This is a genomic window from Micromonospora maris AB-18-032, assembly GCF_000204155.1.
In the GTDB taxonomy this organism is placed as follows: Bacteria; Actinomycetota; Actinomycetes; order Mycobacteriales; family Micromonosporaceae; genus Micromonospora; species Micromonospora gifhornensis.
In genome coordinates this window covers 5,332,543-5,355,000 of sequence record NC_015434.1, presented here as the reverse complement: position 1 = coordinate 5,355,000, position 22,458 = coordinate 5,332,543, and the positions used below count along the sequence as shown (strand labels likewise).

Here is a 22,458-nt window from a genome sequence, read left to right as displayed (position 1 = left end):
AGTTAGTGGCATGTGGCGAGGTTAACCCGTGTGGGGGAGCCGTAGCGAAAGCGAGTCTGAAGAGGGCGTTTGAGTCGCATGTTCTAGACCCGAAGCGGAGTGATCTAGCCATGGGCAGGCTGAAGCGTGGGTAAGACCGCGTGGAGGGCCGAACCCACCAACGTTGAAAAGTTGGGGGATGACCTGTGGTTAGGGGTGAAAGGCCAATCAAACTCCGTGATAGCTGGTTCTCCCCGAAATGCATTTAGGTGCAGCGTCGTGTGTTTCTTGCCGGAGGTAGAGCACTGGATGGTCTAGGGGGCCCACAAGCTTACCGAAATCAGCCAAACTCCGAATGCCGGTAAGTGAGAGCGCGGCAGTGAGACTGCGGGGGATAAGCTTCGTAGTCGAGAGGGAAACAGCCCAGATCACCAGCTAAGGCCCCTAAGCGTGTGCTAAGTGGAAAAGGATGTGGGGTCGCATAGACAACCAGGAGGTTGGCTTAGAAGCAGCCACCCTTTAAAGAGTGCGTAATAGCTCACTGGTCAAGTGGTTCCGCGCCGACAATGTAGCGGGGCTCAAGCACACCGCCGAAGCTGTGGCATTCACGCGTGTACTTCGCGAGGTTCTTTGGAGCCTTGTGCAGGTGTGTGGATGGGTAGGGGAGCGTCGTGCCGGGGGTGAAGCAGCCGAGTGATCGAGTTGTGGACGCGGCACGAGTGAGAATGCAGGCATGAGTAGCGAAAGAAGGGTGAGAAACCCTTCCGCCGGATGACCAAGGGTTCCAGGGCCAGGTTAATCCGCCCTGGGTGAGTCGGGACCTAAGGCGAGGCCGAGAGGCGTAGTCGATGGACAACGGGTTGATATTCCCGTACCCGCGAAGGAGCGTCCCTGATGAACCTCGTTGTGCTAACCACCCAAACCAGTGCAAGACCTTCGGACCAAGCATGGTGAGCGTGGGAACCTGGCGGGTAGTAGTCAAGCGATGGGGTGACGCAGGAAGGTAGCTGAGCCCGGCCGGTGGTTGTGCCGGGGTAAGCGTGTAGGCCGTGTCATAGGCAAATCCGTGGCACATGTAGGCTGAGACGTGATGCCGAGCCGATTCAGGTGAAGTCAGTGATCCTATGCTGCCGAGAAAAGCCTCTAGCGAGTTCTGAGCGGCCCGTACCCCAAACCGACACCAGGTGGTCAGGTAGAGAATACCGAGGCGATCGGGCGAACTGTGGTTAAGGAACTCGGCAAATTGCCCCCGTAACTTAGGGAGAAGGGGGGCCGGAGACGTGAAGCCCCGCGCGGGTGGAGCGTTGTATGGCCGCAGAGAGCAGGGGGAAGCGACTGTTTACTAAAAACACAGGTCCATGCGAAGAAGTAATTCGATGTATATGGACTGACGCCTGCCCGGTGCTGGAACGTTAAGGGGACCTGTTAGCTCTTCGGGGCGAAGCGGAGAACTTAAGCGCCAGTAAACGGCGGTGGTAACTATAACCATCCTAAGGTAGCGAAATTCCTTGTCGGGTAAGTTCCGACCTGCACGAATGGCGTAACGACTTCCCCACTGTCTCAACCACAGGCCCGGCGAAATTGCATTACGAGTAAAGATGCTCGTTACGCGCGGCAGGACGGAAAGACCCCGGGACCTTTACTATAGCTTGACATTGGTATCTGAGTTAGCTTGTGTAGGATAGGTGGGAGCCGGTGAAGTGCATACGCCAGTATGTGTGGAGGCAATCTTGAAATACCACTCTGGTTGATTCGGGTATCTAACTTCGGACCGTTATCCGGTTCAGGGACAGTGTCTGGTGGGTAGTTTAACTGGGGCGGTTGCCTCCTAAAAGGTAACGGAGGCGCCCAAAGGTTCCCTCAGCCTGGTTGGCAATCAGGTGTTGAGTGCAAGTACACAAGGGAGCTTGACTGTGAGACTGACGGGTCGAGCAGGGACGAAAGTCGGGACTAGTGATCCGGCACTTGCGTGTGGAAGCGGTGTCGCTCAACGGATAAAAGGTACCCCGGGGATAACAGGCTGATCTTCCCCAAGAGTCCATATCGACGGGATGGTTTGGCACCTCGATGTCGGCTCGTCGCATCCTGGGGCTGTAGCAGGTCCCAAGGGTTGGGCTGTTCGCCCATTAAAGCGGTACGCGAGCTGGGTTTAGAACGTCGTGAGACAGTTCGGTCCCTATCCGCCGTGCGCGTAGGATACTTGAGAAGGGCTGTCCCTAGTACGAGAGGACCGGGACGGACGAACCTCTGGTGTGCCAGTTGTCCCGCCAGGGGCACGGCTGGTTAGCTACGTTCGGAAGGGATAACCGCTGAAAGCATCTAAGCGGGAAGCCTGCTTCAAGATGAGGTATCCCACCACTCTTCGGGGTGGGTAAGGCCCCCAGCTAGACTACTGGGTTGATAGGCCGGAAATGTAAGCCCGGTAACGGGTTCAGTTGACCGGTACTAATAGGCCGAGGACTTGCTCACAAAGGTTCTGCTCGCGTCCACTGTGTAACTCACAACAAACAAACAAACACCCCGACAAGTTGTTGGTGTGGTGTTGTTTGATATGTTGATAGGGTTACGGCGGTTATGGCGGAAGGGAAACGCCCGGTTACATTCCGAACCCGGAAGCTAAGCCTTCCAGCGCCGATGGTACTGCACTCGGGAGGGTGTGGGAGAGTAGGACACCGCCGGACATTCTTCGATTTGAGGGCCACCCCTGTTGGGGTGGCCCTCAAACGTATGTCCACACGAGACACTCACCGGCTCGGGACGGGGACGGACTTCGAGGTACGCCACCCCCCCCCGGGGGCACGCGCCGGGCAGGCACACTGGCCCGCGTGACCGCGGCACCGACCCACCGCTCGTACCAGAATGCCGTGCCCCCTGCCAGGACGCCGACGCCACGCAATGCCACGGCCGGCGGGCCGGGCATGCCGGCCTGAACTGCTTTGCTCTGCTTCAACCCACGCAACAACCAGCAACGGAAACCAGTGCGTGGATTGAAGCAGAGCAAAGGCCTACCCAACGACGGAGACCGCCAGCGACAAGAGCCGCCGGCGAGAGTGGGCTGCTGGCGGGACCGAGACTGGCGAGAGAGGTCGGTTGGAGGGTCAGTCGCGGGTCTGTACGGTTTCCCTGATCTTGCGGAGGAGTCCGGCTGCTTCGTCGACGGGGCGGAAGGGGAACATGGCGATGGCCACGCTGCCGTGGTCGGCCCAGCCGCAGACTGCGAAGTCGCCGCCCTCGCCGCTGGTGGTGCCGCATTTCATCACGCCGCCGAGTCGGCCCGGGGTCATGTCGCGTAGGCCGGTTACCGCACCCGTCTCGTCGGACATCAGGCCGAAGAGGCTCTCCAGGTCTCGCTCGGGCTGCCAGAGCAGGGTGGTGCCGCCGAAGAACAGTACCGACCGACGCTCGTCGGCGGGGTCCTGGTAGACGGCACCGAAGCTGGTGTCGAGCTGGATGTCGGCGGCGAGGCCGCTGCGCAGGTAGTCGGCGGTGCTCACGGCCCGTTCGCTGTCGTCGCGGGTGAGCCCTGCGATCGTGTCCGGCGTGGCGATCAGGGTGTCCTTCTGCTGGACGATCCGCCAGCCCCAGGCGCCGAGCGCACCCACACCCGTCAGCGCCAGGACGGCCAGGAGGGCGATCACGACGCGGCGTCGGCGGCCACGGGCTGTGGGGCGATCCGGGTCGTCCTGCGGGTCGCGGTTGCTCAGCTCGATCGGCTCGTCGGTCAGGTCAAGCGGCGGAGCCCCCTCGTCGAGCTGGCGCGCGGTGCGATGTGCGTCCGACATAGCCGCCACCGTACGCGAAAGCACCGGTGGTGGACGTCGGGTCTGCGGAAGCGCTCCGTAGACTTTCTTAGGTGACCGAGAACCTGGATACCCGACGCCCCGACGCCCCGACCATCGCCGGCCAGTACCAGCCCGGTGAGGTAGAGCAGCGACGGTACGAGCAGTGGGTAGCCGACGGTCGGTTCCGGGCGTCGGCAGACAGTGACAAGCCACCGTTCACCATCGTGATCCCCCCGCCCAACGTCACCGGCTCGCTGCACATGGGCCACGCGCTCGACCACACGGTGCAGGACGCCCTGGTGCGGCGGAAGCGGATGCAGGGGTTCGAGGCGCTCTGGCTGCCGGGCATGGACCACGCCGGCATCGCCACCCAGAACGTGGTCGAGCGGCAGTTGGCCGCGCAGGGGCTGTCTCGCCACGACCTGGGTCGGGAGAAGTTCGTCGAGCGGGTGTGGCAGTGGAAGGCGGAGTCCGGGGGCGCGATCCTCGGCCAGATGCGTCGCCTCGGTGACTCGGTCGACTGGGACCGTGAGCGCTTCACCATGGACGAGGGCCTGTCGCGGGCCGTACTGACGATGTTCAAGAAGCTGTACGACGACGGCCTGATCTACCGGGCGAACCGGATCATCAACTGGTGTCCGCGCTGCCTGACCGCCCTGTCGGACATCGAGGTGGAGCACTCCGACGACGACGGTGAGCTGGTCTCGATCCGCTACAGCGACGACGTGGTGGTGGCCACCACCCGGGCCGAGACCATGCTCGGTGACACGGCGGTGGCGGTGCACCCGGACGACGAGCGGTACCGGCACCTGATCGGCACCGAGGTCGAGTTGCCGCTGACCGGCCGTCGGATCCCGATCGTCGGTGACGCGCACGTCGACCCGGCCTTCGGCACCGGCATGGTGAAGGTGACCCCGGCGCACGACCCGAACGACTTCGAGATCGGGCAGCGACACGACCTGCCCGCGTTGACGATCATGGACGAGCGGGGTGTGATCACCGCGCCCGGCCCGTTCGAAGGGCTGGACCGGTTCGAGGCCCGCCCGGCGATCGTCGCGGCGCTGCGTGCCGAAGGGCGCATCGTGGCGGAGAAGCGGCCGTACGTGCACGCCGTCGGGCACTGCTCGCGGTGCCGGACCACGGTCGAGCCGCGGCTGTCGTTGCAGTGGTTCGTCAACACCTCCCCGCTGGCCAAGGCGGCCGGTGACGCGGTGCGCGACGGCCGGGTGGCGATCGAGCCGGCGGATCTGGCCAAGCGGTACTTCGCCTGGGTCGACAACATGCACGACTGGTGCATCTCCCGCCAGCTGTGGTGGGGCCACCGCATCCCGGTCTGGTACGGCCCGAACGGCGAGGTGGTCTGCGTCGGCCCCGACGAGCAGCCGCCGACCGGCGAGGGCTGGCACCAGGACGAGGACGTGCTGGACACCTGGTTCTCCAGCGGGCTGTGGCCGTTCTCCACCCTCGGCTGGCCGGAGCAGACCCCCGAACTGGCGAAGTTCTATCCGACCAGCGTGCTGGTCACCGGGTACGACATCCTGTTCTTCTGGGTTGCCCGGATGATGATGTTCGGCCTGTACGCGATGGACGGCAAGCAGCCGTTCGACGTGATCGCCCTGCACGGCATGGTCCGCGACGAGCACGGCAAGAAGATGTCCAAGTCGTTCGGCAACGTGGTCGACCCGCTGGACTGGATCGACCGGTACGGGGCCGACGCGACCCGGTTCACCCTGGCTCGGGGCGCCAACCCCGGCGGGGACGTGCCGGTCAGCGAGGACTGGTGCCAGGGGTCGCGCAACTTCTGCAACAAGCTGTGGAACGCGACCCGCTTCGCGCTGCTCAACGGCGCGCACACCGCGGGGGCGCTGCCGGGCGCGGCCGAGCTGTCGACCGTTGACAGGTGGATCCTGTCCCGGCTGGCGCAGGTCACCGCCGAGGTGGACGAGCAGTTCGAGGCGTACGAGTTCGCCAAGGTCTGTGACCTGCTCTACCACTTCGCCTGGGACGACGTCTGCGACTGGTACGTGGAGTTGAGCAAGCCGGTGCTGGCCGCCGGTGGCGCCGCCGCCGACACCAGTCGCCGGGTCCTCGGGCACGTGCTGGACCAGTTGCTGCGGCTGCTGCACCCGGTGATCCCGTTCGTCACCGAGGAGCTGTGGACCGCGTTGACCGGTGGCGAGACGGTGATGACGGCCGCCTGGCCGGTCGCCGACCGGGCCCGGATCGACACCGGCGCCGAGGCGGAGATCGCCACCCTGCAGCGGGTGGTCACCGAGGTCCGCCGGTTCCGTTCCGACCAGGGGCTGCGTCCGACCCAGCGGGTCGCCGCCCGGCTCGACGGGCTGGCCGGTGCCGGTGTCGCGGCGCACGAGCCGTTGATCCGTTCCCTGGCCCGGCTCGACGCGGCCGGTGACGACTTCCAGGCCAGCGCGACGTTGGCCATGCCGGGGGAGGTCAGCGTCGCGCTGGACACCCGGGGTTCGATCGACGTCGCCGCCGAACGCGCCCGGCTGACCAAGGACCGCGCGGCGGCCGAGAAGGAGGCCGGGCAGGCGCGGGCGAAGCTGGACAACCCGGCGTTCGTCGGTAAGGCACCGGAACCCGTGGTTGCGAAGATCCGTGACCGGCTCGCCGCCGCCGAGGCCGACCTGACCCGCATCGACGCCGCTCTGGAGGCGCTGCCCTCGTGACCGACAGCAACGAACACGACGACCGCAGTGGTGCGGGCCGACCGGCGTCCGACGGTCGGCCCGGCCGCGCCGACGAGCGCCCCGAGCGGGGCAAAGCCGCCGAGCGGGCCGCCTTCGCCGAGATCGAGGCGGAACTGGCGGGGCGCGGCTTCACCCGGATGGTCTTCGAACTGGACCGCATCTCGGACCTGCTCGACCTGCTGGGCAGCCCGCAACGGGCGTACCCGTCGATCCACCTGACCGGCACCAACGGCAAGACTTCCACGGCCCGGATGATCGACTCGTTGTTGCGGGCGTTCGGGCTGCACACCGGGCGGTACACCAGCCCGCACCTGGAGACGGTGCGGGAGCGGATCAGCCTGGACGGTGAGCCGGTGGACGAGGCCCGCTTCACCGCCGTGTACCAGGAGGTCAAGCCGCTCGCCGAACTGGTCGACGACCGTTCGGCCGAGCCGCTCACCTACTTCGACATGACCACCGCGTTGGCGTTCGCCGCCTTCGCCGACGCGCCTGTCGACGTGGCCGTGGTCGAGGTGGGATTGGGCGGAGCCGAGGACGCCACGAACGTGATCCAGGCCGGGGTGTGCGTACTGACGCCGATCGGGCTGGACCACACCGAGTGGCTCGGTGACACGTTGCAGGACATCGCGGTCGCCAAGTCCGGCATCATCCATCCGGGCGCGACGGTCATCGCCGCCGCCCAGGAGGAGGAAGCCGCGCGGCCGATCCTGCAACGCTGCGCCGAGGTCGGTGCCACCATCGCCCGCGAGGGCTCGGAGTTCGGCGTACTGCGCCGGGCGGTGGCGGTCGGCGGGCAGGTGCTCACGTTGCAGGGCCTCGGCGGGGTGTACGAGGAGGTGTTCCTCCCGCTGCACGGCGCGCACCAGGCGCAGAACGCGGCGGTGGCGCTCGCCGCCGTGGAGGCGTTCCTCGGCGCCGGTGCTCGGCGTCAGCTCGACCTGGAGACGGTCCGGGAGGGTTTCGCCACCGCCAGTTCCCCGGGTCGGCTGGAGCGGGTGCGTACCGCCCCGACGATCCTGCTCGACGGCGCGCACAACCCGCAGGGCATGGCGGCCACGGTCACCGCCCTGCAGGAGGAGTTCGCCTTCAGCAAGCTGGTCGCCGTGGTGGGCACGCTTGCCGACAAGGACGCGGCCAGCATGCTTGAGCTGTTGGAGCCGGTGGTCGATCAGGTGGTGGTGACCCGCAACAGTTCGCCACGGGCCCTGCCGGCCGACGAGTTGGCCGCGCTCGCCGCCGAGGTGTTCGGGCCCGACCGGGTCGAGGTGGCCGAGGAGATGCCGGACGCGATCGAGGCGGCGGTGGCGCTGGCCGAGGAGGACGTACCGGGTGAACTGGCCGGGGTCGGTGTGATCGTCACCGGTTCCGTGGTGACGGTGGCCGACGCGCGCCGGTTGTTGAAGCGATGAGCGGACCGGAGGGCCCGCAGCAGCGGCGCTCGGGGCTGCGTGACCCGCAGCGGGCGGTACGCGGCCTCGGGGCCGGCACCCTGGCCCTGGAGGCGCTGGTGCTGCTGCTGGCCATCCAACCGATCCGGTTGGTCGGCGGTGACCTGAGCGCTGCCGCGATCGGGGCGGTGGTGGCGCTGGCCGTGGCCGCCGCCATGCTGGCCGGTCTGATGGGCCGGCCGTGGGCGTGGAACGCCGGCACCGTGTTGCAGGGGCTGCTGCTGCTCTCCGGGCTACTGCACTGGTCGCTGCTCGTGCTGGGGGTGATGTTCGCGTTGGTGTGGGCGTACGCCTGGCATGTCCGTCGGGTGATCCTCGGCTGAGCCGTGCTCAGGCGTCGGCGCGTTCCCGCCACTGGGTGAGGGCGATGCCGTGGCCGTCCGGGTCACGGAACGCTGCCGCCCACACCTCCAGCCGGTTGCCCCGGTTGACGACCCTCGGGGCGTAGGTGAACCGCACACCGGAGTCGCGTAGCTGTTCGTACGCCCCCTGGATGTCGTCGACGTCGAGGTTGACGTGCACCAGTCGTCGGCTGACCGGCTGGGCGCCGGACACCTCGCGGAGCACCAGTCGGGTCGCCCCGGAGGCGAGCACGGCGTTGCCGGTGCCCCGGTCGACCTCGGTGAAGCCGAGCCGCCCCTGGTAGAACGCCAGGGAGCGGGCAAGGTCGGTGACCAGCAGGGTGATGCCGACACCGCTGATCGGCGCGGCCGGGTCCGCGGTGTCGACGGCCTCCGGGTCGTACCCGAAGATCGCCTCGTCCAGCTTGCGGGCCTCGACGGCGTCGTCGACCGCGGCCTCGCTGTCGACGGAGGCCTCGCTGTCGACGGCGGACGGTGCCGGGTCGCTCGCCGTCGACGGCCCTGATGCGAGGTCGCCCGCGGCCGTCGGTCGTGGTTGCGGGTCGTCCAACGGGAGGTCGAGCGGGTCGAGCGGATCGGGTGAGCGGGTGGCCGCCTCGGCCAGCCGGGCCCCGCTCGGCTGGGCGTCGACGAGAGCCTCCGTGGAGGCGGTGGCGGCGGCGAACCGTTCCTCGGCCGGGGTACGAGGTGCCGGCGTGGCCCGGCGGGGCAGCTGATGGTCGTTCGACTGTTCCACCACCGTCCCCTCCAGCACGACCGGGCCGCCCGGACGCTGACGGACCCGTACCGGCTCCCGTGGCTCGACCGGCTCGACGGGTTCGTCACCGGTGGGACCAGCCAGCGGATCACTCAGCGGGAAGTCGTCCTCCGGCGCCCGGTCGGCCCACGGTGGGGCCTCCTGACCGATGAGGACCTCGTCCGGCGGTACCTGGGTGGCGTACTCGGGAGGCGGCTCGGTGGGGTCGGTCTCGGCGTGGGTGGGCACCTCGTCCCAGAGCACCCGGACGTGTCGCGGGTCGTCCAGGGCCACCCGGATCGGCAGGCTCTGGCCCAGCGACGGCCACTTCGACACCGGCACCCGAGGCTCGATGATCTTCTTCGACCGGGGTGGTAGGCCCGGGGCGTCGATCACCAGTTGGAGTTCGCAGCGCCCGAAGGCGTACTGGGTGGGTGGCTCCGAGGCGCTGTGCACGTGCCCGGCGCCCACGACCCAGGTGCGCCCGCCGGCGCGGACCGTGGCCAGCGCGATCGCCAGCGCCAGGACCGCGACGCCCAGCGCCACGATGGCCCAGCTGGTCATGCCCAGGCCGAAAAGGATGACGAAGGAGGCCACGGTGCCGAGCACCGCAGCGACCAACTTGCGTACCGGTGCGATGGGTCGGTTCCCGCCGTTCGCCACAGTGGACCTCCCGGGTGGTCAGGGCCAGGCTAGGCCGGATCGGGGATCGGGGGAAGCACCGACCACCGCGCCGGCGCCGGGACCGGGTCGCTAGGCTGACCGTACCCAGCCCGACCGGCTTCCGCTCTGAGGAGGAACCCAGCGTGTCCAGCAGCAGCCCGGACGAGCGTACGCTCGTACTGATCAAGCCCGATGCGGTCCGCCGTGGATTGGTCGGCGAGATCATCTCCCGCTTCGAGCGCAAGGGGCTGCGGATCGACGCCATGGTGTCCCGGACGATGGACGCCGCGCTGGCCGACGAGCACTACGCCGAGCACGTGGACAAGGCGTTCTACCCGCCGTTGAAGGCGTTCATGACCGGTGGTCCGCTGGTCGCCCTGGTGCTCTCCGGTGACCAGGTCATCGACGTGGTGCGCGGCCTGATCGGGGCCACCGACGGGCGTAAGGCCGCCGCCGGCACCATCCGGGGTGACCTGTCGCTGTCCAACCGGGAGAACCTGGTGCACGCCTCCGACTCGGCCGACAGCGCCAAGCGCGAGATCGCACTCTGGTTCCCCGAGCTGAGCTGACGCCTGGTACGCGGCGGGGCGGCTGTTCAGGCCGCCCAGGCCAGCTTGTCCGGGTTCGCCACCAGGAAGATGTCGGTGATCCGACCGTCTGCGGTGGCGAGGGTGAGGGCGTACCGGTGACCGGCCGCGGTGACCACGACGGCGGCCGGCTGGCCGTTGAGTTCCGTGCGGTGCACGGTGAGCGGCCAGCCCTTGGCGCGGATGCCCAGCAGGAAGCGGGTGACCCGGTCGACGCCGGTCACCGGGTTGCGGGCGGACCGCACCCGGCCGCCACCGTCGCTCCACGCGGTCGCCTCGGCGGCCACCAGGTCAGTCAGCGCGGCCAGGTCGCCGTCGTCGACGGCGGCGATGAAGGCGTCCAGCAGCCGCTGCTGCTCCGCCCGGTCGATGGTGAAGCGGCGCTGGTCGCGGCCGATCCGCATGGCGGCCCGATGATGCAGTTGCCGGCAGTCCTCGGCCGAGCGGTCCAGTAGCTCGGCGATCTCGGCGTACGGCATCTCGAAGGCGGTGTGCAGCACGTAGACCGCGCGCTCCGGCGGGGTGAGGCGTTCCAGCAGGTGCAGCAGCGCGGTGGCGAGCGAATCGCGCAACTCGGCACGTTCCAGCGGGCCGAACGGCGAAGGCGCGGTGGGCACCGGCTCCGGCAGCCACATCCCGACGTACGCCTCCCGGGCTGCCTGCCGGGCGCGGAGCCGGTCGATGGCCAGATGGGTCACCACCCGGGACAGGTAGCGGCGCGGCTCGGCCACGCCGGCCCGGTCGACCCGCATCCACCGCAGGTACGCCTCCTGGAGCACGTCCTCGGCGTCGTGCCGGCTGCCGAGCAGCCGGTAGGCCAGACCGAGCAGCATCGGCCGGTGCGCTTCGAGCGCACCGGCCGCCTCCACCGCGTCGATCGGGCTCAGACCTCGGTCGGCAGGTCCTTGCGGAAGGTCACCGCGATCCGGTTCCACACGTTGATTGTGGCGATCGCCAGCACCAGGTCGGCGAGGGCCTTCTCCGGCCAGACCTTCGCGGCGGCCGCCCAGACGTCGTCGGGTACCCCGTGCTCGCCGAGGCGGGTGACCGCGTCGGTGAGCGCCAGCGCGGTCCGCTCCCGCTCGTCGAAGAAGGGCGCTTCACGCCACGCCGCCACCGCGAACAGCCGCCGATGCGACTCTCCGGCGTCCATCGCATCCCGGCTGTGCATGTCGACGCAGTACGCGCAGCCGTTCAGCATCGACGCGCGCAGTTTCACCAACTCCAGCACGGTGTGTTCCACGTTTGCCCGGACGTACTTCTCCAACCCCAGCACGCTCTGGTACGCCTCCGGCGCTACCTCAGCCACATCCATCCGCTGCACGAAAATCCCTCCTGACAGTGCCTCCAACACCCCCACGACGCCCACCCCACCCCCACCGTGACACCCCACCCCTGTGACCCCCACCACCCCCGCACCCTGACCCGCCGCCCCGCACCCCGCCCCCTCGCGCCGCCCCTCGCGCCCCCTCGCGCCCCGTCACGCCCTCGCGCCGTCGATCTTGCACTTTGTGTCGGTGCATATCCATCCAGAAGCCGCGTATGGGCGACCGGAAGTGCAAGATCGCGGGGGGAGGGGGGTGGGGTGGGGGTGGGGTGGGTTATGGGGGTGAGGGGGGTGGGTGGGGTGGGTAGGATGGGGGGGAGTGGCGATGATCCGGCTATCACCGGGGAGCCTCCGGAAGAAAGGGCCTTGTGCCCGAGTAGAACCGGACGGGTTCGGCCCGTTACAGCCGGCCTAACGAGCGGGCGGTTGATCCTGACCGTCAAGCGGGGTGGTACCGCGGGCCTTGCCCGGGGCGCTGGTGACGGCGTACCGGTGACGGGCTCGTCCTCGCAAGACCCACACGACAGTGAGCGTCAGCGAGGAGAGCGACAGGCGATGGCCTATCCGTTGCACGACCCGACCGCCGCCGGAGTCCCGGCGAGCCCGGACCTGCCCGCGGTCGAGCGCCGGGTGCTGGAGCACTGGACGGCCGACAAGACCTTCGAAGCCAGCGTCGAGCAGCGGCCGGCCTCCGGCCGGCAATCGGAGACGGGTGCCGGCGGAGACGCCGACAACGAGTACGTCTTCTACGACGGCCCGCCGTTCGCCAACGGGCTGCCGCACTACGGGCACCTGTTCACCGGGTACGTCAAGGACGTGGTGCCGCGCTACCAGACCATGCGGGGTCGCCGGGTCGAGCGGCGTTTCGGCTGGGACTGCCACGGCCTGCCCGCCGAGGTGGTGGCGGAGAAGCAGCTCGGCATCACCAGCAAGGCGGAGATCCTCGACCTGGGCGTGGCCCGGTTCAACGAGGCGTGCCGCACGTCGGTGCTGGAGTTCACCCACGACTGGGAGCGGTACGTCACCCGGCAGGCCCGCTGGGTCGACTTCGCCAACGACTACAAGACCCTCGACCTGGACTACATGGAAAGCGTCATGTGGGCCTTCAAGACCCTGCACGACAAGGGTCTGGTCTACGAGGGCTTCCGGGTGCTGGCGTACTGCTGGCGCTGCGAGACGCCGCTGTCGAACACCGAGACCCGGATGGACGACGTCTACCGGGACCGGCACGACCCGACGCTGACCGTGTGGTTCGAGCTGACCGGCGACGAGTCCGCGCCGGAACTGGTCCGTGGGCCGGTCAAGCTCGGTGTCTGGACCACCACCCCGTGGACCCTGCCGTCGAACCTGGCCCTGGCCGTGGGCCCGGACATCGAGTACGCCGTGTTGGAGCGCGACGGCGAGCGGTACCTGGTGGGTGCCGGGCGGGTGGCCGCGTACGCCAAGGAACTTGAGGGGTACGAGCAGGTCGGCACGGTACGCGGGGCGGACCTGGTGGGGCGGCGCTACACCCCGCTGTTCGACTTCCTGGTCGAGCAGGCCGGTGCGAACGCGTACCAGGTGCTCGGGGCGGAGTTCGTGACCACCGAGGACGGTACCGGGATCGTGCACCTGGCCCCGGCCTTCGGTGAGGACGACCAGAACGTCTGCAACGCCGCCGGCATCCCCACCATCGTCACCGTGGACGACCACACCCGGTTCACCGCGCTGGTGCCGCCGTACCAGGGCGAGCAGGTCTTCGACGTCAACAAGCCGGTGATCCGGGAGCTGAAGGACCGGGGGGTGGTGCTCAAGCAGGACACCTACACCCACTCGTACCCGCACTGCTGGCGCTGCGACACCCCGCTGGTCTACAAGGCGGTGTCGTCGTGGTTCGTCGCGGTGACCAAGTTCAAGGACCGGATGGTCGAGCTGAACCAGCAGATCAACTGGACCCCGGGGCACATCAAGGACGGCTCGTTCGGCAAGTGGCTGGCCAACGCCCGGGACTGGTCGATCAGCCGGAACCGGTTCTGGGGCTCGCCGATCCCGGTGTGGCGCTCGGACGACCCGAACTACCCCCGCATCGACGTGTACGGCTCGCTCGCCGACATCGAGCGGGACTTCGGCGTACGCCTGACCGACCTGCACCGGCCGGCGGTGGACGACCTGGTCCGCCCCAACCCGGACGACCCGACCGGCAAGTCGATGATGCGTCGGGTGCCGGAGGTGCTGGATTGCTGGTTCGAGTCCGGCTCGATGCCGTTCGCCCAGGTGCACTACCCGTTCGAGAACGCCGACTGGTTCGAGCACCACTACCCGGGCGACTTCATCGTCGAGTACATCGGGCAGACCCGCGGCTGGTTCTACACCATGCACGTGCTGGCCACCGCGTTGTTCGACAGGCCGGCGTTCCGTAACTGCCTCAGCCACGGCATCCTGCTCGGCTCGGACGGGCGCAAGATGTCCAAGAGCCTGCGCAACTACCCGGACGTGTACCACGTCTTCGACTCGTACGGCTCGGACGCGATGCGCTGGATGCTGATGTCCTCGCCGGTGCTGCGTGGCGGCGACATGCCGGTCACCGAGTCGGGCATCCGGGACGCCGTCCGGCAGGTGCTGCTGCCGCTGTGGAACGTCTGGTACTTCTTCTCGCTCTACGCCAACGCCGACGGCTACACCGCCCGGCGTCGGACGGACAGCACCCACCTGCTCGACCGGTACGTGCTGGCCAAGACGAACGAGCTGGTGGCGACGGTCGGCGCGCAGATGGACGCGTACGACATCTCCGGGGCCTGCGCCACCGTGCGGTCCTACCTGGACGCGCTGACCAACTGGTACGTGCGCCGCTCCCGGGACCGGTTCTGGTCCGGCGACGCCGACGCGTTCGACACGCTGTCGACGGTGCTGGAGACGCTCTGCCGGGTGGTGGCGCCGCTGGCGCCGCTGACCGCGGAGGAGATCTGGCGTGGGTTGACCGGTGAGCGGTCGGTGCACCTGACCGACTGGCCGGTCGCCGAGGAGTTCCCGGCCGACCACGACCTGGTGGCCGCGATGGACAACGTCCGGGCGGTCGCCTCGGCGGCCCTGTCGCTGCGCAAGGCCAAGGGTCTGCGGGTGCGGCTGCCGCTGTCCACCCTTACCGTGGCCAGCCCGGTCGCCGAGCAGCTGCGTCCCTTCGCCGACCTGGTGGCCGACGAGGTAAACGTCAAGCAGGTCGTCTTCACCGGCGACGTGTCGGCGTACTGCCAGCAGGTGCTGACGGTGGTGCCCCGGGCGCTCGGGCCCCGGGTCGGCAAGCAGGTCCAGCAGGTGATCAAGGCGGTCAAGGCGGGGGAGTGGGAACTGGTCGACGGTGACCCGGTCGCCGCCGGGGTCACCCTCGCCGAGGGCGAGTACGAGCTGCGCCTGATCGCGGCCGACGCGGAGCACTCGGCACCGCTGCCCGGCGGCGAAGGGGTGGTGGTGCTGGACACCACTGTCACCCCGGAACTGGCCGCCGAAGGGCTGGCCCGCGACGTGGTCCGGGTGGTGCAGCAGGCCCGGCGCGACGCCGACCTGGACATCTCCGACCGGATCGTGGCGACTGTCGACGCCTCGGCGCAGGTGCGGGAGGCGGTGTCGGCGTACGCCGACTTCGTGGCTCGGGAGGTGCTGGCCGACCGGGTCGACTTCGCCGAGGGAATCGACGGGTTCGCCGGCGAGGCCGGTGAGGGCGAGCGGGTCACCGTCTCGGTCCGCCGCGTCTGACGAGTGAGCGGGCGCGGTCGCCGCGCCTGACGGATGAGCAGGGGCCCTTGTCGACGCCCTCGGGCGGCAGCGGGGGCCCCTGTCACCATCCGGTCGTCCAGCCAGCGGATCCGGCCCACCTCGCGCATCACGACGTGCGTCCGTCCGCTACGGTGTCAGCGCCCCACTGCGTACATCACCCATCGTCGGAGGACCAGTGCCGCTGCTCTACACCATCGGCAAGCTCACCGTGGCGCCCACGCTGCGGCTGGCGTTCCGACCGACCGTGGAGGGTCTGGAGCACGTACCGGAGACCGGTGGGGCGATCTTCGCCGGTAACCACCTGTCGGTGGCCGACGAGTTGTTCCTCGGCACGGTCGTCCCCCGGCACCTGGCCTTCTGGGCCAAGTCCGAGTACTTCAAGGGCACCACCCTCAAGGGGCGCTTCTCGAAGTTCGTCCTCACCGGCCTCGGCGCGATCCCGGTGGAGCGGGCCGGTGGGCGGGCGGCGCTGTCCGCGTTCGACGCGGCCATCCCCGCGCTCAAGGGCGGTGACCTGGTGGTCGTCTATCCCGAGGGCACCCGTTCGCCGGACGGACGGCTCTACCGGGGTCGCACCGGAGCGGTCCGTCTCGCCATCGCGGCCGGGGTCCCGATCATCCCGGTCGGCATGATCGGGACTGACAAGGTGCAGCCGATCGGCGCTCGGGTGCCGCGGCCCTTCACCGGGAAGAAGATCACCGTCAAGTTCGGTAAACCGCTGGACTTCACCGGCCGACCGGACGACCGGCTCTCGCTGCGGAAGATGACCGACGAGATGATGGCCGAGATCCAGAAGCTCACCGGTCAGGAGTACGTGCCCCGGTACGCCCCGCCGCGCGCTCAGCCGAAGGCCACCGGCGAGCCGAGCGCCGACTGACCCACGCCGGTCACGGCGCCTTCGAGGAGCGGCGTTTCTCCTGATCGCGTACGGCGTCGAGGTCGCCGAGCCGGTTCATCTGCGCCATCGTGCGCGCCATCCGGGCGTTGGCCGGGATGCGGTCGCGGTTGCGATCGAGGAACGACCAGTAGCCGGCGGTGAACGGGCAGGCCCGCTCACCCAGGCGGACCTTCGGGTCGTACCGGCAGCCGCCGCAGTAGTCGCTCATCCGGTTGATGTACGAGCCGCCGGCCACGTACGGCTTGGTGCTCATCCGTCCCAGGTCGGCGTACTGGCTCATGCCGACGACGTTGACGGTCATCACCCAGTCGTAGCCGTCGACGAAGCTGCGGCGGAAGAAGTCCACCACCTCGGCCGTTCGCCAACCGCGCTGCAACGCGTAGTTGCCGAGCACCATGAGCCGGGGGATGTGGTGCACCCAGCCGTGGTCACGCAGATCGGCCAGCACATCCGACAGGCAGCGCGCCTGCACCGCGTCGGCGTCCAGGTCGCGGAACCAGCCCGGCATCGCCGCGCGGGCACCCAACGCGTTGCTCCGCTGGTAGCCGGGCTCGAAGTACCAGTACAGGTTCCAGACGAAGTCCCGCCAGCCGAGGATCTGCCGGATGAAGCCCTCCACGCTGGGCAGCGGCACCTTCTCCTTGCGGTACGCCTGCTCCGCGCCACGGATCGCCGCCATCGGGTCGAGCAGCCCGAGGTTGAACGAGGAGGAGAGCATGCTGTGCGCCAGCCACGGGTCACCGGCGAGCATGGCGTCCTCGTACGGGCCGAAGTGGGGCAGCCGATGCTTGAGGAAGTGCCGTAGCCGTGCCTGGGCCTCCTTGGCAGTGACCGGGAATCGGCGGGGACCGTCCCGCCCGACGAACCGGATGCCCTCCCGTTCCCAGCGGTCCAGATCCTCCCGCACCTCGGCGTCGATGTCGTCCTCGCGGGGCATCGGCGGAGGCGGTACGTCGAGCCGCTCGACACCCTTCGGTGGCGGCTGGCGGTTCTCGGTGTCGAAGCTCCACCGCCCGCCGACCGGCTCGGCACCGTCGACGAGCACCCGATGGTGTTCCCGGGCGAACCGGTAGAAGGTCTCCATCCGCAGCGCGCCGCGCCGAGCGTCCGCCCAGTCGGCGAACTCGTCCAGCCCGGTGACGAAGCCGCGAGGCGGCAGTACGGTCACCTGGTCCAGCCCACGGACGAAGTCCAGCGCGGCGCGGGACGTCGGGTGGCAGACCTCCAGCGGTTCACGTACCCGCCGCAGTGCCTGCCGGTAGGTCTCGGCGCGCAGGAAGATCGCCTGATTGCCCAGTTCGGCCGCCCGGTGGCGCAGGGCGGAGAGCACCAGGTGGGCCTTCTGCCGGTGGAAGGCCCGACGACGGAAGACCGCCTTCGACTCGATCAGCAGCACCGGTTGGCGGCGCTCGTCGAGGAAGTGTGGTCCGAGTTGGTCGGCGAACAGCCAACGCCGAGGCATGACCCGATTGTCCCCGAGCGGGCGCGGGTCGGGGTGGAAACCGGCTCAGGTCAGGCAGGCGTGATGATCTCTTCCCGCAGGGTGTCGAGCAGCCGGGCGCTGTCGTCCACCGAGAGGCCGGTGAACACCGCGGTGGTGAGGCTGCCATGGTCGACGGAGGTGCAGACGACCACCCCGATGCCGTCGGAGCTGCCCACCGCGCAGCGCCCGTGCCGCCCCCGGACGCCGCTGTCCACCACCTCCGCCGCGCCGAGGGAGTACTCCTGCGTGAGGCGTTCGATCTCGGCGTCGGCGTCGGAGGAGGGGGTGAGCCGGAATCCGGTGCCACCGAAGACCGTCACCCGCTTGCCGACGCTTGTGGTGTACACCCCGGCGAAGATGTTGTCGGAGAGCAGGTGCGCCTGGCGCGTCTGGGCTTCCAGCTTCCGGGCGGTCTGCGCGTTGCGCGGATCCTCCCGCAGGCGCAGATCCGCCACCTGCCTGGGAAGGGCCGCATCGGCCGGGTACTGGGTGGCCATCGGCATGCCGTAGTAGGCCGGGCAGCCGCAGCAGCACGCCAGGGTCAGCAGCAGCACCCAGGGCCAGCGGCGCCGTTTGCGGGCCCGAACGTTTCCGGGAGGCGGTTGCCAGCCGGGCGGCGGCGCGGCCGGTGGCAACTTCTTCACCTTCCGCCCTCGGGCGGGCGGTGGCGGTGGCCCGACCGGGGCCGGCGGTCGGGCGGCGGGACGCGGCGACGGCGCGGGCGCCTGGTGCACCGGTGGCGGCGGATAGCCTGCCTGCGGATACGCCGGAGAAGCCGGTGGCATCGGGGGAGCCGGCACCGCCGGCGGGGGGAAGTTGGCGGCCGGTGGCTGCTGGGCTGGCGGCTGGTGGGCCGGTGGCCCGGAGTACGGCGTGGTCGGCGGTGGCGCCGGGTAGGAAAGCGTCGGCGGCAGCGCCGGGAAGTCGGCCGAGTGCAGTTCCCATCCGCTGGTGTCGACACCCGCCCACGGGTCGACCGGGGTCTGGTGCTCCGGCTGGTGGGCCGCGGCGACCGGCGGCGGGGTCGGCTCGGCCGACTCGCCCCAACTGGGGCGGCGCGGCGCTGCCGGCGGTACGGCGGCGGACCCGCTCCAGCGCGGCGCGGGCTCCTCGTCCGGTACCGGTTGTGACATGACGCGGGTGCCCTGCGGACCGACAGCCGTGGGCGGCGTACCGGCGGACTGCGCGTCACCTGGGTCGATGGCGGTGCGCTGCGCGTCGCCCGGGTCGATGGCGGTGCGCTGCGCTTCACCCGGGTCGATCGTGGTGCGCTGCGCGTCGCCCGGATCGATCTTGGTGGGGTGCGCGTCACCGGAGCCGCCGGCGGCCTGCCGGGGGCTGCGCGGCACGTCGTCGGGTTGTCCCGGTGCGGTGGCGGTCGGTGCCGTGGCGTCGGCGTCTGCCGGCGGGGCTGCCGTGGCGTCACTTCCGACGGCGCTGTCCTCCCGCGTCGGCTGGTCCGCGTCACGTGGTGCACTGGTGGGGTCGGGCGCGTCGGCAGGCAGCACCCGGGTGCCGTCAGGGCCGGTGGGGGCCCCGAGGACCACCGGGGTGGGCTGTTCCTGGGTGACCGCGGGCTCCCCGTCGCGGTGTGCGTCCGGCCGGTTCCCGTCGACCGGCCGGTCGGTACCCGGCTGCGGCTCCGGCATCGCGGCAATCTCCTCTCACGCCGACCCGAGGTTAGTACCGTCGTGCCAGCGTGTCCGAATCAGGCCGCGTCCGGTCCCGGTGGTCGGCCACTTCAGGGGGGCCGGTGGCCCGGCGTGCCGGGGGGACAGGTGTGGCGCGGCCGTCGACGGGCGGGCGCGTACCCTTGGGCATCATGAGCGTCCCGTCCACCACACCGCGCCCCGTCGCGGCCAATTCCGTGTGGCCCCGACTGGAGCCGCTGCTGCCCCAGGTGACCAAGCCCATCCAGTACGTCGGTGGCGAGCTGGGTGCAGTGGTCAAGGACTGGGACTCGGCGACCGTACGTTGGGCGCTGATGTACCCGGACGCGTACGAGGTCGGCCTGCCCAATCAGGGCGTGCAGATCCTCTACGAGGTGCTCAACGAACTGCCCGACACGCTCGCCGAGCGGACGTACGCGGTCTGGCCGGACCTGGAGAACCTGATGCGCGCCCACGGCGTGCCGCAGTTCACCGTCGACGCCCACCGGCCGGTACGCGACTTCGACCTGTTCGGCGTGTCGTTCGCCACCGAGCTGGGTTACACAAACCTGCTCACCGCGATCGACCTGGCCGGCATCCCGCTGCTTGCGGCCGACCGGACCGACGCCGACCCGGTGATCGTGGCCGGCGGGCACGCCGCGTTCAACCCGGAGCCGATCGCCGACTTCGTCGACGCCGCGGTGCTGGGCGACGGCGAGGAGGCGGTCCTGGAGATCACCGCGATTCTTCGGGACTGGAAGGCCGAGGGGTGCCCCGGTGGCCGCGACGAGCTGCTGCTGCGGCTGGCGCGTACCGAGAGCGTCTACGTGCCGCGCTTCTACGACGTGGACTACCTGCCCGACGGTCGGATCCAGCGGGTCGTGCCGAACCGGGCGGACGTGCCGTTCCGGGTGCACAAGCGCACGACGATGGACCTGGACGCCTGGCCGTACCCGAAGAAGCCCCTGGTCCCGCTGGCCGAGACGGTGCACGAGCGGTACGCGGTGGAGATCTTCCGGGGTTGCACCCGGGGCTGCCGGTTCTGCCAGGCGGGCATGATCACCCGCCCGGTACGGGAGCGGTCCATCACCACGGTCGGGCAGATGGTGCAGCAGGGGCTGGAGTTCTCCGGCTTTCACGAGGTGGGGCTGCTGTCGCTCTCCTCGGCCGACCACTCCGAGATCGGCGACATGTGCTCCGGCCTTGCCGAGCAGTACAAGGGCACGAACGTGTCGCTGTCGCTGCCGTCGACCCGGGTGGACGCGTTCAACATCGAGTTGGCCCAGGAGTTGTCCCGCAACGGGCGGCGCACCGGTCTGACCTTCGCCCCGGAGGGCGGGTCGGAGCGGATCCGCAAGGTCATCAACAAGATGGTCTCCAAGGACGACCTGATCCGTACGGTGGTCACCGCGTACACCAACGGGTGGCGGCAGGTGAAGCTCTACTTCATGTGCGGGCTGCCCACCGAGACCGACGCCGACGTCCTGGAGATCGCCGACATGGCCCACGAGGTCATCCGGGCCGGTCGGGCCGCCACCGGGTCCAAGGACATCCGCTGCACGGTCTCCATCGGCGGGTTCGTGCCGAAGCCGCACACCCCCTTCCAGTGGGCGGCGATGGAACGGCCGGAGGTCATCGACCACCGGCTCAGGCTGCTCAAGCAGGCGATCAACGCGGACCGCTCGCTGGGCCGGGCCATCGGCTACCGCTACCACGACGGTGAGCCGTCCCTGATCGAGGGGCTGCTGTCCCGGGGCGACCGCCGGGTCGGCGCGGTGATCCGCAAGGTCTGGGAGAACGGCGGCCGGTTCGACGGCTGGAGCGAGCACTTCTCGTACCAGCGCTGGGTGGAGGCCGCCGCCGAGGTGCTGCCCACCTTCGGCGTGGACCTCGACTGGTACACCACCCGCGAGCGCGACGAGCTGGAGGTCCTGCCCTGGGACCACCTGGACTCGGGCCTGGACAAGGACTGGCTCTGGCAGGACTGGCAGGACGCGCTCAGCGAGTACGAGCAGGACGACTGCCGGTGGACGCCGTGTTTCGACTGCGGCGTCTGCCCGACCATGGACACCGAGATCCAGATCGGTCCGACCGGCCGGAAGCTGCTCCCGTTGACCCCGGTCAACGGCTTGAAGCTGCCCACCGGCGCCCAGCAGTGATCTGATCGGATCTCTCAACGAGGAGCATGAAGATCAGTAAGAGACCACAGCCCGAAGGGGGCCAGGCGCCGGTCGTCCAGCGTGTGCGGATCCGGTACGCCAAACGGGGCCCGTTGCGGTTCACCTCGCACCGGGACTTCGCCCGGGCGTTCGAGCGTGCGTTGCGCCGCGCCGGCGTGCCGATGGCCTTCTCGCAGGGCTTCACCCCGCACCCCAAGATCTCGTACGCCAGTGCGGCGCCGACCGGGGTGGCGAGCGAGGCCGAGTACCTGGAGATCGGCCTGCGTGAACCGGTCGATCCGGACGCGCTGCGTCTGGCGCTGGACGCCGCGCTCTCTCCCGGCCTCGACGTGCTCGACGCCGTGGTGGCCACCGGCAGCGGGTTGGCCGACCGGATCGAGGCGTCCCGGTGGCGCGTCGAGTTGCCGCAGGTCGATCCGGAGGTGCTCGCCAAGGCCGTGGCCGCGTTCAGCGCCGCCGAGGAGGTCCAGGTCGAGCGGATGACCAAACAGGGGCGGCGCACCTTCGACGCGCGGGCGGCAGTCATCGCCATCGATGTGGGCGTTGCGTCGGCGACGCCTTCCGAGGCATCAGCCGTACCGTGTGCGATACTCGAACTGGTTGTACGGCAGGTCACCCCGTCCGTACGACCCGATGACGTCCTTTCCGGCCTCCGCGTGGTGGCCGGCCTGGAGCCGCCGGTGGCCCCGAAGGTGATCCGGCTGGCTCAGGGCACGCTGACCGCGCAGGGTGCGATCGTGGATCCGCTGGACGCGGATCGCGACGGGGCAACCATCGGCGGACGCTGACCGACGGTCGGCGTCCAGGCAGGCAGACTTCGCCGGTCGCGCACGCCGTGCGCCCGGGGAAACACCTTTTGCGGCATCCCTGCGTGGCAGCGCTCACCCGCGCCCGGGGAAGCCA

14 protein-coding genes and 2 rRNA genes (1 of these 16 only partly in view) are annotated in these 22,458 nt (G+C 69.3%); 10 read left to right on the top strand and 6 right to left on the bottom strand.

Going from position 1 to position 22,458, the window contains the following annotated elements:
• Positions 1 to 2,448, top strand: a 23S ribosomal RNA gene (locus VAB18032_RS23585); it begins 668 nt to the left of the window's first position.
• 95 nt (positions 2,449 to 2,543) lie between these two features.
• Positions 2,544 to 2,660: ribosomal RNA gene (rrf, locus tag VAB18032_RS23580) — 5S ribosomal RNA — on the top strand.
• A 417-nt stretch (positions 2,661 to 3,077) separates the two neighbouring features.
• On the opposite strand, the gene VAB18032_RS23575 is transcribed toward rrf, so the two are convergent.
• Complete coding sequence (locus VAB18032_RS23575) at positions 3,078 to 3,761, bottom strand: hypothetical protein (RefSeq protein WP_013735437.1); 684 nt, start codon at positions 3,759 to 3,761, stop codon at positions 3,078 to 3,080.
• Positions 3,762 to 3,832: 71 nt separating this feature from the next.
• Between VAB18032_RS23575 and VAB18032_RS23570 the strand changes: the two genes are divergently transcribed.
• The 3 genes from VAB18032_RS23570 to VAB18032_RS23560 all read left to right on the top strand — a co-directional run bounded on the left by VAB18032_RS23570 (position 3,833) and on the right by VAB18032_RS23560 (position 8,243).
• Positions 3,833 to 6,451, top strand: a complete 2,619-nt coding sequence (locus VAB18032_RS23570) for a valine--tRNA ligase (protein WP_013735436.1) — start codon at positions 3,833 to 3,835, stop codon at positions 6,449 to 6,451.
• Between the two features lie 158 nt (positions 6,452 to 6,609).
• Positions 6,610 to 7,881 carry a bifunctional folylpolyglutamate synthase/dihydrofolate synthase gene (locus VAB18032_RS23565; protein ID WP_081476306.1) on the top strand — a complete coding sequence of 424 codons (1,272 nt, stop codon included), beginning with the start codon at positions 6,610 to 6,612 and terminating at the stop codon, positions 7,879 to 7,881.
• Positions 7,878 to 8,243 carry a DUF4233 domain-containing protein gene (locus VAB18032_RS23560; RefSeq protein WP_013735434.1) on the top strand — a complete coding sequence of 122 codons (366 nt, stop codon included), beginning with the start codon at positions 7,878 to 7,880 and terminating at the stop codon, positions 8,241 to 8,243. The genes VAB18032_RS23565 and VAB18032_RS23560 overlap by 4 nt, the downstream gene beginning before the upstream one ends.
• A gap of 7 nt (positions 8,244 to 8,250) precedes the next feature.
• On the opposite strand, the gene VAB18032_RS23555 is transcribed toward VAB18032_RS23560, so the two are convergent.
• Positions 8,251 to 9,681 (bottom strand): VOC family protein, encoded by a 1,431-nt coding sequence (locus VAB18032_RS23555; RefSeq protein ID WP_013735433.1) that lies wholly within the window; start codon positions 9,679 to 9,681, stop codon positions 8,251 to 8,253.
• A 143-nt stretch (positions 9,682 to 9,824) separates the two neighbouring features.
• Here VAB18032_RS23555 and ndk point away from each other — a divergent pair, with 143 nt between their 5' ends.
• The gene (gene ndk / locus VAB18032_RS23550; RefSeq protein ID WP_013735432.1) at positions 9,825 to 10,250 is read left to right on the top strand and encodes a nucleoside-diphosphate kinase; all 426 of its coding nucleotides are present in this window, start codon (positions 9,825 to 9,827) and stop codon (positions 10,248 to 10,250) included.
• A 26-nt stretch (positions 10,251 to 10,276) separates the two neighbouring features.
• On the opposite strand, the gene sigJ is transcribed toward ndk, so the two are convergent.
• Both sigJ and VAB18032_RS23540 read right to left on the bottom strand, forming a co-directional pair.
• Positions 10,277 to 11,203: an RNA polymerase sigma factor SigJ gene (gene sigJ / locus VAB18032_RS23545; RefSeq protein ID WP_232510850.1), complete on the bottom strand. Its 927-nt coding sequence runs from the start codon at positions 11,201 to 11,203 to the stop codon at positions 10,277 to 10,279.
• The gene (locus VAB18032_RS23540; protein ID WP_013735430.1) at positions 11,152 to 11,583 is read right to left on the bottom strand and encodes a carboxymuconolactone decarboxylase family protein; all 432 of its coding nucleotides are present in this window, start codon (positions 11,581 to 11,583) and stop codon (positions 11,152 to 11,154) included. Before VAB18032_RS23540 ends, sigJ begins: the two co-directional genes overlap by 52 nt.
• A 567-nt stretch (positions 11,584 to 12,150) precedes the next feature.
• Between VAB18032_RS23540 and ileS the strand changes: the two genes are divergently transcribed.
• The gene (gene ileS, locus VAB18032_RS23535) at positions 12,151 to 15,324 is read left to right on the top strand and encodes an isoleucine--tRNA ligase (RefSeq protein ID WP_013735429.1); all 3,174 of its coding nucleotides are present in this window, start codon (positions 12,151 to 12,153) and stop codon (positions 15,322 to 15,324) included.
• A gap of 196 nt (positions 15,325 to 15,520) precedes the next feature.
• A complete protein-coding gene (locus tag VAB18032_RS23530) occupies positions 15,521 to 16,222 on the top strand; it encodes a lysophospholipid acyltransferase family protein (protein ID WP_013735428.1) in 702 nt (233 codons plus the stop codon).
• Positions 16,223 to 16,232: 10 nt separating this feature from the next.
• Here VAB18032_RS23530 and VAB18032_RS23525 read toward each other — a convergent pair whose 3' ends face one another.
• Both VAB18032_RS23525 and VAB18032_RS33025 read right to left on the bottom strand, forming a co-directional pair.
• Entirely contained in the window at positions 16,233 to 17,705 is a 1,473-nt protein-coding gene (locus tag VAB18032_RS23525) for a cryptochrome/photolyase family protein (protein ID WP_013735427.1), read from the bottom strand.
• Between the two features lie 50 nt (positions 17,706 to 17,755).
• On the bottom strand, positions 17,756 to 19,375 hold the full coding sequence (locus VAB18032_RS33025) for a hypothetical protein (RefSeq protein WP_013735426.1): 1,620 nt from the start codon (positions 19,373 to 19,375) through the stop codon (positions 17,756 to 17,758).
• A gap of 173 nt (positions 19,376 to 19,548) precedes the next feature.
• On the opposite strand from VAB18032_RS33025, the gene VAB18032_RS23515 reads away from it, so the two are divergent.
• Together VAB18032_RS23515 and VAB18032_RS23510 are read left to right on the top strand one after the other, a co-directional pair.
• Positions 19,549 to 21,534, top strand: coding sequence for a TIGR03960 family B12-binding radical SAM protein (locus tag VAB18032_RS23515; protein WP_043721711.1), 1,986 nt, complete (start codon positions 19,549 to 19,551; stop codon positions 21,532 to 21,534).
• Between the two features lie 26 nt (positions 21,535 to 21,560).
• Positions 21,561 to 22,343 carry a TIGR03936 family radical SAM-associated protein gene (locus VAB18032_RS23510; protein ID WP_013735424.1) on the top strand — a complete coding sequence of 261 codons (783 nt, stop codon included), beginning with the start codon at positions 21,561 to 21,563 and terminating at the stop codon, positions 22,341 to 22,343.
• Positions 22,344 to 22,458: the final 115 nt, after the last annotated feature.

Excerpts from the sequence above, each read along its gene's own strand:
- VAB18032_RS23575 (WP_013735437.1), bottom strand. The coding sequence starts at position 3,761 with ATGTCGGACGCACATCGCACCGCGCGCCAGCTCGACGAGGGGGCTCCG.
- VAB18032_RS23565 (WP_081476306.1), top strand. The coding sequence starts at position 6,610 with ATGGTCTTCGAACTGGACCGCATCTCGGACCTGCTCGACCTGCTGGGC.
- VAB18032_RS23560 (WP_013735434.1), top strand. The coding sequence starts at position 7,878 with ATGAGCGGACCGGAGGGCCCGCAGCAGCGGCGCTCGGGGCTGCGTGAC.
- VAB18032_RS23540 (WP_013735430.1), bottom strand. The coding sequence starts at position 11,583 with ATGGATGTGGCTGAGGTAGCGCCGGAGGCGTACCAGAGCGTGCTGGGG.
- ileS (WP_013735429.1), top strand. The coding sequence starts at position 12,151 with ATGGCCTATCCGTTGCACGACCCGACCGCCGCCGGAGTCCCGGCGAGC.
- VAB18032_RS23525 (WP_013735427.1), bottom strand. The coding sequence starts at position 17,705 with ATGCCTCGGCGTTGGCTGTTCGCCGACCAACTCGGACCACACTTCCTC.
- VAB18032_RS33025 (WP_013735426.1), bottom strand. The coding sequence starts at position 19,375 with ATGCCGGAGCCGCAGCCGGGTACCGACCGGCCGGTCGACGGGAACCGG.
- VAB18032_RS23515 (WP_043721711.1), top strand. The coding sequence starts at position 19,549 with ATGAGCGTCCCGTCCACCACACCGCGCCCCGTCGCGGCCAATTCCGTG.
- VAB18032_RS23510 (WP_013735424.1), top strand. The coding sequence starts at position 21,561 with ATGAAGATCAGTAAGAGACCACAGCCCGAAGGGGGCCAGGCGCCGGTC.